Source organism: Microbispora sp. H10830 (genome assembly GCF_014161375.1).
GTDB classification, from domain to species: Bacteria; Actinomycetota; Actinomycetes; order Streptosporangiales; family Streptosporangiaceae; genus Microbispora; species Microbispora catharanthi.
Genome location: NZ_JABBWX010000019.1, coordinates 58,004 through 71,389, shown reverse-complemented (window position 1 = coordinate 71,389; position 13,386 = coordinate 58,004). Strand labels below are relative to the sequence as shown.

Genomic DNA, 13,386 nt, shown 5'->3' with positions numbered 1-13,386 from the left:
CGTCCTCCGCATCCGTAATGCATGAATTTTGGGCCTTGTCGCGGGCGTCAGACGTGCCTACTATCCAGTAACAAGTCTGAATATCGAAATGTTCAGACTTGCGGGGTCCGCGCGAAGGCGTGCGGACCCTTGGCCGGCCATGCTCGATCTCCGCCCACCTCCCACCCCCCGGAGGAAGAACATGCACGCTTCGGCCCTCGCACGCCTGCGCAGATCCCTGCTCGCCGCCGCCGTGGCGGTCGCCGGCGCCGTCGTCTGCGGCGTTCCCGCCGGTCCCGCGAGCGCCGCCGACGGACTGCGCGAGGTGATGTTCGTCGGCAACAACTGGGACGGCACCGCGGACGTCATCGAGTCGAGCGGGAGCTTCGCCAGGATCGGCCGGATCAACGTCATCCCCGACAAGGCCCGGCGGCTGGCCGAGATCTACCTCAACCCCATCAAGCTGGCCTTCTTCCTGGGCATCCGGCAGGGACCCGGCGAAGGGCACGACCAGTTCGTCGACGACATGTACGCCACCCCGGACGGCACCGCCATGGTCGTCTCCCGCCCGAGCTTCGCCGACGTGGTGTCGATCGACCTGGCCACTGGCGCTCTCAGATGGCGGTTCCCCGTCTCCGGCTTCCGCGCCGACCACATGGCCGTGTCGCCCGACGGCACCCGGGTCGCGGTGTCGGCCTCCACCTCCAACACCGTGCACGTCCTGGACATCAACACCGGCAGGCAGCTCGGCTCGTTCGGCACGGGGGACAAGCCGCACGAGAACATCTTCACCGGCGGCGGCAAATACATCTGGAACATGTCGATCGGCGAGGTCAACAACGACTTCGACAGCCCGTCGCAGGACTGGCTGAAGGGCGACCGCCACATCACGATCGCGGACGCCTCGACGTACAAGGTCGTCAGGACCATCGACATGCGCGACCGGCTGAACGCCTTCGGCCGCGGTGACCTGTCGGACGCGGTGCGGCCCGCCGTCTTCACCCCTGACGAGTCGAAGCTGTACTTCCAGCTCTCGTTCTTCAACGGCTTCGCCGAGTACGACACGGCCACCGACAAGATCACGCGGATCAAGACCCTGCCGAAGAACCCGGCCACCAGCGAGGACCGCACCACCTGGGTGAACGATTCCCGGCACCACGGGCTGTCGATCAACCCCGCCGGCGACAGGCTCTGCGTCGCCGCGACGATGGACGACTACGCCACCGTCGTCGACCGGGCCACGCTGCAGGAGGGTCCGCTGGTGAGCGCGTCCAAGCCCTATTGGGCCACCGTCAGCGGCGACGGACGGGCCTGCGTCATCTCCGAGAGCGGCGCCGATCGGGTCACCGCCATCGACTTCGCGACCGGGCAGAAGATCACCTCGGTGCCGGTCGGCGACCATCCGCAACGTGTCCGCATCGCCCGCATCCCGGCCGGTTGGACTCCTCCGGCCGCCGGCTGAACCCCCGGGAGTGCCGGGACGGGCCGCCCCGTCCCGGCATCACCGGACGCGCTCGCCCGGCCTTCGGATCCGTACCCGCTCGTCAGCCGGACGGCGACCACGACGGCCACCACGAGCGCGATCGCGACCACGACCGCGACCACCGAGGTCCGGCCGCCTACGAGCAGCGCGGCGGCCAGTGCGAAGGGGACCCCGGCCACGACCGCGGTGACCGCGGCGGGCGGGTGCAGCGGGCCCAATTGGGTGGAGTACGTCCCCCCTGCCGCGATCCAGCAGCCCACTCCCGCGATGACGACGAGGATGCCCCAGCCGATGCACCGGCCGGGTGTGGCGGTCATCGGCGACGCGTCCGCGGTCGACCGGGCCACCCCGGCCAGCACGCCGGCCGCGACGACCACGAGCAGAGGGACGGACAGCACGAGGCCGATCTCCCCCAGGATGAGCGTGCTGAGGATCCAGACAGGGGTCACGCACACGAGCAGCAGCGATCCGACGATCCACGCACCCGCGATCTGCGTCACCCGCATCGTCACGAGCAACGGCGGCTTGGGCGCGCCGGCCGGCGCCGATTCCGCATCCATGGTCATGTGACGACGATGCGGTCCTGATCACGAGCTGTCCAGCATGGGGGAGATCCTGCTGGTTCGGCCGACCGCCGTCCGGGTGCCCCTGCGGGAGCGCGCCCGCCTCAGGAGATGCGGGCACGCTCCATGGGGACTTCCGTGGAGACTCAGGCGTCGTCGTCCTCCAGTCGAATGGCCGCGGCAGGGCAGACGGCGGCGGCCTCGCGGACCGCGGTGTGCTGCTCCTCGGCGGGCTCGGCCTCCAGCAGGACGACGATGCCGTCCTCGTCGCGCTGGTCGAACACCTCCGGTGCGATCAGCACGCACTGCCCGGCGCCGCAGCACTTCGCCTCGTCGACGATGGCCTTCATGCCCATGTCCTCCTTGCCGATCGAGCCTTGTCTCCAGGGGTCACCAGCGGACCGGGACCTCGCGCAGGCCGCCGACGGCCAGCCCCTCCACGCGTTCCAGCTTCTCCACCGGCACGGCCAGCTCCAGCGTCGGCAGCCTGCGCAGCAGCACCTCCAGGACGACCTGCAGCTCGGTGCGGGCCAGCGCCTGCCCCAGGCAGGAGTGTGCGCCGGAGCCGAAGGCCAGGTGGGGGTTCGGGCTGCGGGTCAGGTCCATCTCGCCGGCGTTCTCGAACGCGGCCTCGTCACGGTTGGCGGCGGCCATGCTGCACACCACGGTCGTGCCGCGGGGCAGGACCGCGCCGCTGACCTCGGTCTCCACGTTGAGGTAGCGGGGCAGGCCGAAACCGGAGTTGGCGTCGAATCGGAGCGACTCCTCCACCGTGGTGCGGATCAGCGACGGGTCGGCCAGCAGCCGCTCCCACCGGGAGCGGTCGGCCAGCAGCATGGAGACCAGCTTTCCGATCATGTTGGCGGTGGTCTCGTGCCCGGCGACCAGCAGCGCCATGCCGGTGACCAGGATCTGGATGTCGGACAGCCCGCCGTCTTCCGGGCCGCCGGCCGTGATGAGCTCGCTCAGCAGGTCGTCGCCGGGCTCGGCGCGCTTGCCGGCGACGAGGTCGGACATGTACTGGAAGAACTCGGCCTGGGCGGCCTCGATTTCGGCCTTGCCGTAGCGGGTGAGGTTGAGCAGCGTGTCGGACCAGTAGGAGAACCGGTCCCGGTCGGAGGCGGGCACGCCGAGCATGTCGCAGATCACGTAGACCGGTAGGGGAAAGCCGAGGCCGGCCCTGAGGTCGCCCGGGGCGTCGCGCTTGACCATGTCGTCGATGAGATCCTCGGCGATCCGGATCATGGCGGGCCGCATGGCGTTCATGCGCTTGGCGGTGAACCACTTGCCGACCAGGCGCCGCCAGCGCTGGTGCTCCTCGCCGCTGTCGGGGATGATCGTCGCCATCTCGCCGCTGAACACCCCGCCGCCGTCCGCCGACAGCCGGGCCGCGTCGGGCGCGTTGAGCCGGCGGGTGAAGCGTGGGTCGGCCAGCACCTGCTTGACGTCCTCGTAGCGGGTCAGTAGCGTCGCCCGGTCGCCGCTGGGCAGCGTGACGTGGGCCACCGGGCATCGGGCACGCAACTCGGCCCACTCCGCGGGCGGGTCCAGCGCCGCGTCGTTCGGGATCGGGTAGCTCAGGACCTGCTCGTTGACACTCATTCGGCATCTCCTCTTATGGATGGTCGGTCGCCGTGCACCCCAGATCGGAAGGACGGCAGATCGGAAGGACGGCGCCCATCACGTATGCCCGGATTGGCGTGAAGGCCGGTCGTGCCGGTGCCCGTCTGCATGCAAACTCCCGGGCGTCTCAGGGGCGGATGCACTTCCCCGACCGCACCAGCCTCGCCCTGGCCGTGTTCGAGGACGGCGTCGCCGAGCTGGAGGCGCTGGCCGCCGAGCCCGGTGCGACGCTCGACGACCTGCTGACCCTGATCACGGAGCAGACCATCGCCTCGACCGCGTTCATCGAGATGGTCAGCGCGTACGGCGACGACCTGCGGATCATCGCCGTACGCGACCGCGTGGCCAAGGTGCTCGACGGCAAGCTCGCCGAGGCCCGAGGCCCGAGGCCCGAGGCCCGGCGCGCGGGACACGTCCGCGCGGACCTCACCACCGAGGACCTGATCCTGGCCGTCGGCATGTTCGCCGCGGTCCTCACCATGAGACCGGCGCCGGCCAGGCGCGTCGCCGCGGCACGGGCGTGGGCCCTGCTGCGCAAGGGCATGGACGCCTGACCGGGCGGTCCGGCGAGAACCGAGCGAACCCCACTCGGCCGCGCGGCGCGTAAGCGCATCTCCTAGGGACACGACAACGGGGAGGCGCATGGAGGACGGGTGGACTCGATCATCAACTGGCTCTGGGGCCTCTCGGGCACGGTGCTCTACGCGGTCGTGGCGGCGCTGGTCTTCGCTGAGGACGCGCTGTTCGTGGGGTTCGTCGTGCCGGGGGAGACGGCCGCCGTGCTGGGCGGCGTGCTCGCCGCCCAGGGCAGGCTGTCGGTGTACTGGCTGGGGCTCGTGGTGACGCTTGCCGCGATAGCCGGCGACAGCGCGGGCTACTTCATCGGCCGCCGCCTCGGCCCCGGCGTCCTCGACGTACGGGTTCTGCGCCGCCGCCGCGACCGCGTGGAGAGGGCCCAGGCGCTGATCCGCCGGTGGGGCCCTCAGGCGGTGTTCTTCGCTCGGTTCGCCGCGTTCCTCCGCGCATTGATGCCGACTCTGGCCGGGGTCTCGCGCATGAGCTACCGGCGGTTCTTCCTGTTCAACGTCCTGGGCGGGGTGCTCTGGGGAGTCGGTTACACCCTTCTGGGCTTCTTCGCCGGGGCGGCGTACGAGCAGGTGCGGTCGGCCGTCGGCGGTGTGGTCGCGGCCGTTCTCGCCGCGGTCGTCGTGACCGCCCTGGTCGTGTGGCGCGTCCGGCGGCACCGCAGGGGCTCCTGCGAGCACGGGAAGTCCGGCCACTGAGCCCCTGGCCGGGGGACCTACGGGCGGCGGCGCGGCTGATTGTCGGTGCCGTCTGACAGTCTGGCTCGCTCATCCGTGATCGCGTGAAGGGGGATCGCATGGCCGACTGGCGTGACGTCGCCGAATCGGCGCCGGAGTTCGCCGCCCTGGTCCGGGAGTCGTTCGAGTCGCACAAGCACAAGACCATCGCGACACTGCGTAAGGACGGTTCTCCGCGGGTCAGCGGCATCGAGGCCTACGTCGTCGGTGACGACCTGTGGTTCGGATCGATGCCTGGTGCCTTGAAGGCCCGCGACCTGCGGCGTGATCCGCGCTTCGCGCTGCACGGTCCTCCGGTTCTCCTCGGCGCCGGCGATTCCGCAGGCTCATCGGGAGGTGACACGAAGCTGTCCGGATATGCGGTCGAGGTCACCGACCGAGACCGGATCGCGCCGATGCTGGCCGCGCGCGGCTTCGGTCCCGATGCTTTCGGCGAGTCCCATTTCTTCACGGCCGACATCCGCGAGGTCGTGCTGACGCGGATCGAGGGGTCTGCCATGGTCATGGACCTCTGGCGGCCCGGGCAGGGACTCCGCCGCCTCGAGCGCGTCTAGCCAGGTGAGGAGGCGGGCGCCCGCCAGGCCGCCAGACGGGTTGCGTAGGCGGGTGCGGGCCCGTCCGGCGGACGGGCCCGCACGTGCCGCGGATTCCGGCTTTCGCACTCAGGCCGGAGCGATCTCATGGCCGAGCCGCTCTCGTGCCGGACCGAGAGGGGCTGGGGTCAGTCCTTGTTCGACTGCCGCCAGTCCCGTACGGCGTCGCAGATCTTGTCGAACACGGCCACCGGCGGGCCGACCAGCATGTTCGCGGTCGCGGACTCTCCGGCGCCCGGGTGGGGCCTGGTGGGCGAGATCGCCTCGGCGGCCCGGACCGCGCCGGCCATCCGGCGCAACCGCTCCGGGGACGTCTCCTGACGCAGCCGGGGGAACTCCTCCTGCTCCTCGTGCGTGGCGTGGTCGACGACCGCCTTCTCCAGGGCGGCGAGCCGGGTGTCGAACTCGGGGTGGTCGACGCCGAGGTCGTACAGGTCGGACAGGGCGTGCTTCGCCTCGTCCTCCTCGTGCAGCCGGGCCTCGACGACCTCGTCTCCCGCCTTCGACCGCGCCGACGGGTGCACGACCTGCTCCTCGGCGGCCTCGTGCACCGCCAGCAGCCGTACGAGGTCGTTGAACAGCTCACGCCTGCGCTCGCCCCGCGCGGCGGCGACCTCCGCGAACATGGTCTTGATCTGGTTGTGCTGCGCCAGCAGCAGGTCGATGACGTCCTGTTCTGTAGCAGTGGTCACTTTCGTCACCTTTCGACTCGGAGACTTCGACCGCCTGCCCGGCATCGGCTGCCCTACACCCGGACGTTCTCGTTGAGCCGAAGGGCGCCGTGATGCGTCATAGAGAGCATGAGGATTACGCGTATCGCGCTGCTGCCGCTGGCGGCCCTGTCCGTGCTGGCCGTCACCGCTCCCGCCGAGGCGGCCACGGCGCACAGGAAACTGCTGGTGGAGTTGCGGGAGGAGGGCGGATTCGCCGGGCTGCACAACCGGGTGGCCGTGTACACGGACGGCTGCGCCGTGCTGAGCCGTCGCACCGGACCCACGGTCCGCAAATGCCTGACCGCCGCGGAGTGGCGCGGCCTGCGCGGCTCGCTGAAGCACTTGCGGCTCGGGCGCTCCGAGTCCCAGCCGCCGGGGGCCGACTTCATCGCCTACCGATTGGCCTACAAGGGGCACCGGGCGACCCGGTACACCCTGCCCCCGACCTGGCAACCGGTCGTGAGCAGGATGGAGAAGGTCCTGGTCAAATACTGGGCGCCCAACTGACCATCTCGGCTCAGCTGCGCAGGTAGGAGGCGCCGTTCAGGTCGACGATCGTGCCGCTGGCCCACTCGGCGTCCGGTGACGCCAGGTAAAGGACGGCGGCCGCGATCTCCTCGGGCCTCGCCACTCGCCCGAACGGGCTCTGGGCGCGGATCTCGTCGCCGCGTGGCGCCTTGAGATGCTCGTCGGTCATGTCGGTCTCGACGAAGCCGGGCGCCACGGTCGCCACGGCGATGCCGAGAGGCGCCAGGGCGATGGCGAGCGACTGGCCCAGCGCGTTCAGGCCCGCCTTGCTGGCCCCATAGGCGGGACTGTCCGGTTCCCCGCGGAAGGCGCCGCGCGACGAGACGTTGACGATCCTGCCGCCCGGAGCCATGTGCCGTACGGCGTTCCAGATGACGTTGGCCGGTCCGACGAGATTGACGGCCAGCGTCTCGCGCCACACCGTCTGCCACTCCTCGTATGAGGTCTCCGTGATCGGGTGGTGCACGAAGACCCCGGCGTTGTTGACCAGCACGTCGATGCCCCCGAGTGCGGCCGCGGCCTCCTCGACCATGCGCCGCGCGTCGGCGGGATCGGCGACGTCGGCCTGGACGACGGCGTGGCCCTCTCCCGGCAGTTCGGCACGGACCCGTTCGGCCAGGTCGGGGGAGCCGCGGTGATGGATCGCGACGCGGTCGCCGGCGGCGGCGAAGGCCGCCGCGATCGCCCGTCCGATCCCGCGCGACGCGCCGGTGACGAGGACTGCTCGCTCACTCACAGGGGGAGACTATCGTCCCTTTCGTCCGGTCACGGCTCCTGGCCGAGGGTGCGTACGGCGACCTCGAGCCGGGAGGCGAGCTCGGCCACGCTGGTGCCGTACGTCTCGACCACGGTGACGCCCCCGCGGTCGATGTGGAAGACGGCCAGGTCGGTGTAGAGGCGGCTCACGCAGGCCAGCCCAGTGAGCGGGTAGGTGCATTCGGGAACGAGCTTGGGCGTGCCGTCCTTGGTGAACAGCGTCATCATGACGAACACCTGCTTGGCGCCGGTGGCCAGGTCCATGGCGCCGCCGACGGCGGGGATGGCGTCGGGAGCGCCGGTGTGCCAGTTGGCCAGGTCGCCGCGTTCGGAGACCTGGAAGGCGCCGAGCACGCACACGTCGAGGTGGCCGCCGCGCATCATCGCGAAGGAGTCGGCGTGGTGGAAGTAGGAGGCGCCCGGCAGCTCGGTGACGGGCATCTTGCCGGCGTTGGTCAGATCAGGGTCGATCTCGTCGCCGTGGGCGGCGGGCCCCATGCCGAGCATGCCGTTCTCGGTGTGCAGGACGACCCCGGAGCCGGCCGGGAGGTGGTCGGCGACCGTCGTCGGCTGGCCGATGCCGAGGTTCACGAAGGCACCGGGCGGGATGTCCCGGGCGACGAGGGCGGCGAGTTCGTCGCGGCCGAGCGGGCCGCGGCCGAGATGTTCGACGGTCTTCGCAGTGGTTGTCGCAGTGGTTTTCACGACGTCGCCTCCGTCGCGCTCAGGTCCAGGATCCGGTCGACGTAGATGCAGGGGGTGACCACGGCCTCGGGGTCCAGTTCGCCGGTCTCGACGACGTGGTGCACCTGCGCGATCGTCAGCGTCGCGGCGGTCGCCATGACGGGCCCGAAGTTGCGCGCGGTCTTGCGGTAAACGAGGTTGCCCATCCGATCGCCGACGTGGGCGCTGATGAGGGCGACGTCGCCCTTGATCGGATATTCCAGCACATGGTCGCGGCCGTCGATGGTGCGCGTCTCCTTGCCCTCGGCCAGCGGCGTGCCGACTCCGGTGGGGCAGTAGAAGGCGCCGATGCCGGCCCCGGCCGCGCGCATGCGCTCGGCCAGGGTGCCCTGCGGGACGACCTCCAGCTCGATCTTCCCCGCACGGTAGAGGCCGTCGAAGACCCACGAGTCGCTCTGGCGGGGAAACGAGCAGATCATCTTGCGTACCCGCCCGGCGGCGAGCAGCGCCGCCAGGCCGGTGTCGCCGTTGCCCGCGTTGTTGCTGACCACCGTCAGGTCGGTCGCGCCCTGCCGGATCAGCGCGTCGATGAGCCGTACGGGCATGCCGGCCATCCCGAAGCCGCCGATCAGGACGGTGGAGCCGTCCGTAATGCCCGCGACCGCCTCGCCGGGGTCGGTGAACACGGCGGTCATGACGCGCTCACGTTCTCGAGCACGACGGCCAGCCCCTGGCCGACGCCGATGCAGATCGCGGCCACGCCCCACCGCTGGCGCCGTTCGCGCAGCACGTGGGCGAGCGTGCCGAGGACGCGGCCGCCGGAGGCGCCCAGGGGATGGCCGATGGCGATGGCGCCGCCCCTGGTGTTGACGATCGCGGGATCGATCTTCCAGGCGTCGAGGCATACCAGCGACTGGACGGCGAACGCCTCGTTCAGCTCGACGGCGCCGACGTCGTCCCAGCCGATGCCGGCCCGGCGCAGCGCCTGGTTGGCGGCCTCGACCGGCGCGTAGCCGAACATCTGGGGTTCGAGCGCGCAGGCCCCGCGACCGGCGACACGGGCGATCGGGTCGGCGCCGATCCGGTCCGCGGCGGCCTGCGAGCCGAGCACGACCGCGGAGGCGCCGTCGTTCAGCGGGGAGGCGTTGCCGGCCGTGATGGTGCCGTCGGGGCGGAAGGCCGGTTTCAGCCCGGCGAGGATCTCCGGTGTCGAGCCGGGCCTGATGCCCTCGTCCCGCGCCAGGCCGGCGTCCTCGACCGGGACGACCAGGTCGTCGTAGAAGCCGTCGTTCCAGGCCGCGTCGGCCAGCACGTGGGACCGCGCGGCGAAGGCGTCCTGCCGCTCGCGCGAGACGCCGAACCTCTCGCCGAGCTGCTCGTTGGCCTCGCCGAGGGAGACCGTCCACTCCTTCGGCATGCGCGGGTTCACCAGCCGCCAGCCGAGGGTGGTGGAGACCGCGGTCACGTCCCCGGCGGGGAAGGCCCGGGAGGGTTTGGGCAGCACCCACGGGGCCCGCGTCATCGACTCCGCGCCACCGATGACGACGACGTCGGCGTCGCCGCTCTCGACGGTCCGCGAGCCGATCATGGCGGCGTCCAGGCTCGACCCGCACAGCCGGTTCACCGTGGTGGCCGGCACGGTCACCGGCAGCCCGGCCAGCAGCACGGCCATCCGGCCCACGTTGCGGTTGTCCTCACCCGCGCCGTTGGCGTTGCCCCACACCACGTCGCCGATCTCCGCCGGGTCCAGCCGGGGGAGCTTTGCCAGGACGCCGCGCAACGCGGTGGCCGCCAGGTCGTCCGGACGGACGCCCGCGAGCGCGCCGTTGAACCTGCCGAACGGCGTACGCGCCGCGGCGTAGACGAAGGCCGAGCCCATGACGTTCCCTTCTTGTTCGCTATGCGAACGTAGGTTCATTTTGCGAACACGATGAGCATAGTCCATACCGTCGACGCGCGGCCGGTGCGTCCGCGGCCGGACCGGCGGCGGTCAGGGCTCCGGACAGTGCGGACGCCCCGGAAGTTCGCCGTGGGCGCGGCCGTCGCACTGACCGTGCTGATCGCGCAGCCGTCGATCGCCCAGCCCGCCGATGCCGCGACGACCTACAGCAGTCCGTGCCAGGGGATCCGCGGTTGCCTGGGAGAGATGCAGAGCGGCGAGGGATGGATGATCGAGACCCCTGTGAAGAACTGGAACCGGGTGGCCTACCAGTTCAAGCACCTGAAGAAGAGCGAGAAGAGGGTGCGCGCTCACGAGTACCCGCGCCTGACCATGTGGATCAATGATCCGAACAGCAAAGCTGCGGCTGCGGACCGGCTGCTGGAGAGCGAGGTCACCTCGGCGGCCTTCCGCTTAGGCCTACCGGCACCGCCTGGGCAGGGACGAGACCGCGCGCGACGCCTTCGATCAGGCGCGGGCCCGGCAGGCGGCAAGAGAGGAGGCAATGGGCGCCGGGGTGTGCCTGCTCGGGATGTTCGTAACCATCACCGTGCTCGACGCCACGAACCTGCCACAGGCCGTAGCCGCGACCGAGGCGGCCGCCGAGTCGTCCAAGGTCCGCCTGCGGCTGCTGATCGGGATCCCAGGCCGCAGGCTTCGCTGCGACTTTGCCCTGTGGCATCTGTCCACCCATCCTGGTCCGGCGCTGATGGTGTGCACGCGGCGGCGTGGACGTCCATGACACCATGACGGGGTGATCTCCGCTGACGAGCTCGTCGGCCGGCGGCTTGAGCAGGTGACGCTGTCGTTGCACGCGCACTCGATCGCTGACGAGCCCTCGCTGGTGCACATGTGGCTTCACATGGGCGGCCTGGGCCCCGTCCGCTTCCATACAGCGCCGGACGACTCGATCGAACTGGCCCTTGATCAACCATACGGTGACTACGACATGGACGAGTACGGCCGGGTCGTCGTCGCTCCCGCCCCGTCGGCCTTCCTGATAAGCGGTTTCCTTGGCCAATCGATCCGAGCGGTGAGGCACATCGTGGATCGACACCTCGATGCGGAAATCGGACTTCTGCTGGAGTTCGATCGCGGCCGGGTGCGCGTCCTCAACCTTGCGGACGAGTTGGTCGTCACCGATGCTCTGCCGGACGGAGTCAGCGCCCGCTGACACAGCGATCGCAATAGCGGCCGTGGAGGCGAAGGACAACCTGCAGCGCATGCTGGTGAGCATCCCGCTAACTGACAACGAGCGCGGCGCAGTGGAGGACGGCAAGATGGCTTTCGATCAGCTCCTTCAGCGCCTCGCGGACGTCGCCACTCCCGCCGCTCAACCGCCCGTGAGCTCCGCGCCGCGCCTGGCAGATCGCTGCTGCTGATCGTCACATCATTCCCTGGACGACCCGATCGAAAGTCCTGCTGACATGCGCCCCACCCTCTACACCCTTGACAGCCCAGATCTCGGGCGGTTGAGCATCATGGCCAAACCCCGCGGCGGAGATTGGCTACACGATGAGATGACCGCGCTGAGATCCGAGGGCGTCGACGTCTTGGTCTGCGCGCTCACCCCGCCCGAACTTCAGGAAACCGGCCTCGGCGCAGAGGCGCAGGCTGCCCGTGAGGCCGGTCTGCACTTCGTCGCGATGCCCGTCCCCGACCGCGATGTCCCCGATCTGCCCACGGTCCTGCCCGCTCTCCGGGAACTCGCCGAACGGCTGCATGTCGGCGCCCATGTCGTCACGCACTGCCGCTTCGGCATCGGCCGCGCCTCCCTGCTCGCTGCAGCCCTCCTGATCCTCAACGGCGTCACCCCGGACACGGCATGGCAGCAGCTCCAGCACGCTCGAGGACTTCCCGTCCCCGACACGGTCGAGCAACGGGAGTGGACCACCGCGCTGCTCAAGCACCCCCCGCTTGGCAGATCAGATTCCACATGATGACGTCATTGACGTGCCCTTCGACCTTCCCGGAGCTGTGAGGCAAGGTCAGGCCGGCTTTGGCGGCGTCGAAAGCGCGCGCAGCCCTGTGACAACCTCCCGCTCGGTGACTCCATCCAAGGTTCGCCGAGGTTACCGAGGCAGAGCCGGCTCACGTCACGATCCGAGCAACCCTCCTTTGACGCAGTGCAGGCATCGACCCGATGCGGAGGCATGTCGTGTCCCGCCTCCTCGATGCCGCCCAAGCTGGCCGTCGGCGGCGGGAGTTCGCGGTGAGGGCGAAGCTGTATCACGGTAGCTGGAGGAGTACGCCGCCCAGACTGGAGCCGCCGACGAGGCGCTGCTGCAGTGGGAGACGGCGCGCCGGCTGTCGGAACGCAGTGAGGCCTACCAGGAGCTCCTCGCCCGGACCGTCAGGGACGAACTGGCCGTCGCCCAGATCGCCGGGCTGACAGAGGAGGCGCGCAGGGTGGAGGAGGTGCTGCGCGCCAGCGTGCGCCGTGCGCGCAGAGTGAGGCTCGCCCTGGCTCCGGAATCCACGGCCAACGGGCTGGCGGAGGCGAGCTGATGCCGTGGGGTGAGCGAGGGGCTGGCCGCCGTCGCGGACCGGATGGCTCGGTATCTCCCTTCTCGTTTGGCGCCAACGGGCTTCGTTTGCGCTCGTGCTCCCCAGCACGAGACGGACAACGGGTACTGCGTCATGCGCCCGCTGCCGGAACAGATTCTTCAGAGCTGAAGGAGCGACGGGATGGCGTAGAGGAGGAACCAGGCCAGGGCGGCGATCCAGGGGAACTTCATGTAGGTCTTCTTCTCGCGCGCCTCGTGTTCGCCGTTGTCCTTGTAGCCGGCGAGGGCATCCTGCAGACGTCGTAGAGATCGCCGGTAGGAGGGGTAGCCGGTGATCATGCCGAGAACGGATCCACCGAAGTGAAGAGAGCCGATCACTTCATCGTCGTCCAGTACGACGACGATTCCGCTGCCTAGAACGATGTCTTTGACGTGGGACCAGGGGATCTCATGCACGATGAGAAAATTGTCGACGAATAAGGCCGCCGGCGTCGCCCGGATCTTTGAGTGCCATGCGATCAACCAGACCACAAATGTGCAGGCCCCCAAGACGAAGGAGAAGAAGAGCGCACTTGCGAGGTCATGTATGACGGCGCCGCTCATTATCACGGCGAGGCCCGCCAACAGCAGGGCTCCCCCGACAACGCCCATCAGGATGATTGCGGTCGGTTTCCTCGCGACCACCTGCCCACTTCG

Annotated in this window: 17 protein-coding genes; 9 read left to right on the top strand and 8 right to left on the bottom strand. The window is 69.8% G+C overall.

The features are described 5' to 3' along the window. Nucleotides 1-181 precede the first annotated feature (181 nt). Entirely contained in the window at nt 182-1,441 is a 1,260-nt protein-coding gene (locus HHX35_RS35815) for a YncE family protein (protein ID WP_182903057.1), read from the top strand. A gap of 730 nt (nt 1,442-2,171) precedes the next feature. On the opposite strand, the gene HHX35_RS35810 is transcribed toward HHX35_RS35815, so the two are convergent. Next, nucleotides 2,172-2,375, bottom strand: a complete 204-nt coding sequence (locus HHX35_RS35810) for a ferredoxin (protein ID WP_182903056.1) — start codon at nt 2,373-2,375, stop codon at nt 2,172-2,174. A gap of 40 nt (nt 2,376-2,415) precedes the next feature. Beyond that, complete coding sequence (locus HHX35_RS35805; protein WP_182903055.1) at nt 2,416-3,627, bottom strand: cytochrome P450; 1,212 nt, start codon at nt 3,625-3,627, stop codon at nt 2,416-2,418. A gap of 158 nt (nt 3,628-3,785) precedes the next feature. Between HHX35_RS35805 and HHX35_RS35800 the strand changes: the two genes are divergently transcribed. From HHX35_RS35800 to HHX35_RS35790, 3 genes are all read left to right on the top strand, one after another. Next, a complete protein-coding gene (locus HHX35_RS35800) occupies nt 3,786-4,202 on the top strand; it encodes a hypothetical protein (protein WP_182903054.1) in 417 nt (138 codons plus the stop codon). A 99-nt stretch (nt 4,203-4,301) separates the two neighbouring features. Further along, nucleotides 4,302-4,931, top strand: coding sequence for a DedA family protein (locus tag HHX35_RS35795; protein WP_182903053.1), 630 nt, complete (start codon nt 4,302-4,304; stop codon nt 4,929-4,931). Nucleotides 4,932-5,029: 98 nt separating this feature from the next. Further along, nucleotides 5,030-5,524 (top strand): pyridoxamine 5'-phosphate oxidase family protein, encoded by a 495-nt coding sequence (locus tag HHX35_RS35790; RefSeq protein WP_182903052.1) that lies wholly within the window; start codon nt 5,030-5,032, stop codon nt 5,522-5,524. Nucleotides 5,525-5,691: 167 nt separating this feature from the next. Here HHX35_RS35790 and HHX35_RS35785 read toward each other — a convergent pair whose 3' ends face one another. Continuing rightward, on the bottom strand, nt 5,692-6,255 hold the full coding sequence (locus HHX35_RS35785; protein WP_310739531.1) for a hemerythrin domain-containing protein: 564 nt from the start codon (nt 6,253-6,255) through the stop codon (nt 5,692-5,694). A 108-nt stretch (nt 6,256-6,363) separates the two neighbouring features. Here HHX35_RS35785 and HHX35_RS35780 point away from each other — a divergent pair, with 108 nt between their 5' ends. Further along, nucleotides 6,364-6,783 (top strand): hypothetical protein, encoded by a 420-nt coding sequence (locus tag HHX35_RS35780; protein WP_182903050.1) that lies wholly within the window; start codon nt 6,364-6,366, stop codon nt 6,781-6,783. Nucleotides 6,784-6,793: 10 nt separating this feature from the next. On the opposite strand, the gene HHX35_RS35775 is transcribed toward HHX35_RS35780, so the two are convergent. The 4 genes from HHX35_RS35775 to HHX35_RS35760 are packed head-to-tail and all read right to left on the bottom strand — an operon-like array spanning nt 6,794 to nt 10,123. After that, complete coding sequence (locus tag HHX35_RS35775; RefSeq protein ID WP_182903049.1) at nt 6,794-7,540, bottom strand: SDR family NAD(P)-dependent oxidoreductase; 747 nt, start codon at nt 7,538-7,540, stop codon at nt 6,794-6,796. A gap of 29 nt (nt 7,541-7,569) precedes the next feature. Further along, the gene (locus HHX35_RS35770) at nt 7,570-8,265 is read right to left on the bottom strand and encodes a 3-oxoacid CoA-transferase subunit B (protein WP_182903048.1); all 696 of its coding nucleotides are present in this window, start codon (nt 8,263-8,265) and stop codon (nt 7,570-7,572) included. Continuing rightward, nucleotides 8,262-8,939 carry a 3-oxoacid CoA-transferase subunit A gene (locus tag HHX35_RS35765; RefSeq protein WP_182903047.1) on the bottom strand — a complete coding sequence of 226 codons (678 nt, stop codon included), beginning with the start codon at nt 8,937-8,939 and terminating at the stop codon, nt 8,262-8,264. Before HHX35_RS35765 ends, HHX35_RS35770 begins: the two co-directional genes overlap by 4 nt. Next, nucleotides 8,936-10,123 carry a thiolase family protein gene (locus HHX35_RS35760; protein WP_182903046.1) on the bottom strand — a complete coding sequence of 396 codons (1,188 nt, stop codon included), beginning with the start codon at nt 10,121-10,123 and terminating at the stop codon, nt 8,936-8,938. Before HHX35_RS35760 ends, HHX35_RS35765 begins: the two co-directional genes overlap by 4 nt. A 493-nt stretch (nt 10,124-10,616) precedes the next feature. On the opposite strand from HHX35_RS35760, the gene HHX35_RS35755 reads away from it, so the two are divergent. The 4 genes from HHX35_RS35755 to HHX35_RS35740 are packed head-to-tail and all read left to right on the top strand — an operon-like array spanning nt 10,617 to nt 12,123. Beyond that, entirely contained in the window at nt 10,617-10,925 is a 309-nt protein-coding gene (locus HHX35_RS35755; protein WP_310739538.1) for a hypothetical protein, read from the top strand. A 12-nt stretch (nt 10,926-10,937) separates the two neighbouring features. Further along, nucleotides 10,938-11,357 (top strand): hypothetical protein, encoded by a 420-nt coding sequence (locus tag HHX35_RS35750; RefSeq protein WP_182903044.1) that lies wholly within the window; start codon nt 10,938-10,940, stop codon nt 11,355-11,357. A gap of 22 nt (nt 11,358-11,379) precedes the next feature. Beyond that, on the top strand, nt 11,380-11,565 hold the full coding sequence (locus tag HHX35_RS35745) for a hypothetical protein (RefSeq protein WP_182903043.1): 186 nt from the start codon (nt 11,380-11,382) through the stop codon (nt 11,563-11,565). Between the two features lie 45 nt (nt 11,566-11,610). Further along, entirely contained in the window at nt 11,611-12,123 is a 513-nt protein-coding gene (locus HHX35_RS35740) for a tyrosine protein phosphatase (protein ID WP_182903042.1), read from the top strand. Between the two features lie 726 nt (nt 12,124-12,849). Here HHX35_RS35740 and HHX35_RS35735 read toward each other — a convergent pair. Beyond that, nucleotides 12,850-13,374, bottom strand: a complete 525-nt coding sequence (locus tag HHX35_RS35735) for a hypothetical protein (RefSeq protein WP_182903041.1) — start codon at nt 13,372-13,374, stop codon at nt 12,850-12,852. Nucleotides 13,375-13,386: the final 12 nt, after the last annotated feature.

What these genes read in the sequence shown, in the direction of transcription:
- HHX35_RS35765 (WP_182903047.1), bottom strand. Translation starts at nt 8,939, where the DNA reads ATGACCGCCGTGTTCACCGACCCCGGCGAGGCGGTCGCGGGCATTACG.
- HHX35_RS35780 (WP_182903050.1), top strand. Translation starts at nt 6,364, where the DNA reads ATGAGGATTACGCGTATCGCGCTGCTGCCGCTGGCGGCCCTGTCCGTG.
- HHX35_RS35805 (WP_182903055.1), bottom strand. Translation starts at nt 3,627, where the DNA reads ATGAGTGTCAACGAGCAGGTCCTGAGCTACCCGATCCCGAACGACGCG.
- HHX35_RS35760 (WP_182903046.1), bottom strand. Translation starts at nt 10,123, where the DNA reads ATGGGCTCGGCCTTCGTCTACGCCGCGGCGCGTACGCCGTTCGGCAGG.
- HHX35_RS35790 (WP_182903052.1), top strand. Translation starts at nt 5,030, where the DNA reads ATGGCCGACTGGCGTGACGTCGCCGAATCGGCGCCGGAGTTCGCCGCC.
- HHX35_RS35740 (WP_182903042.1), top strand. Translation starts at nt 11,611, where the DNA reads ATGCGCCCCACCCTCTACACCCTTGACAGCCCAGATCTCGGGCGGTTG.
- HHX35_RS35810 (WP_182903056.1), bottom strand. Translation starts at nt 2,375, where the DNA reads ATGAAGGCCATCGTCGACGAGGCGAAGTGCTGCGGCGCCGGGCAGTGC.
- HHX35_RS35815 (WP_182903057.1), top strand. Translation starts at nt 182, where the DNA reads ATGCACGCTTCGGCCCTCGCACGCCTGCGCAGATCCCTGCTCGCCGCC.
- HHX35_RS35800 (WP_182903054.1), top strand. Translation starts at nt 3,786, where the DNA reads ATGCACTTCCCCGACCGCACCAGCCTCGCCCTGGCCGTGTTCGAGGAC.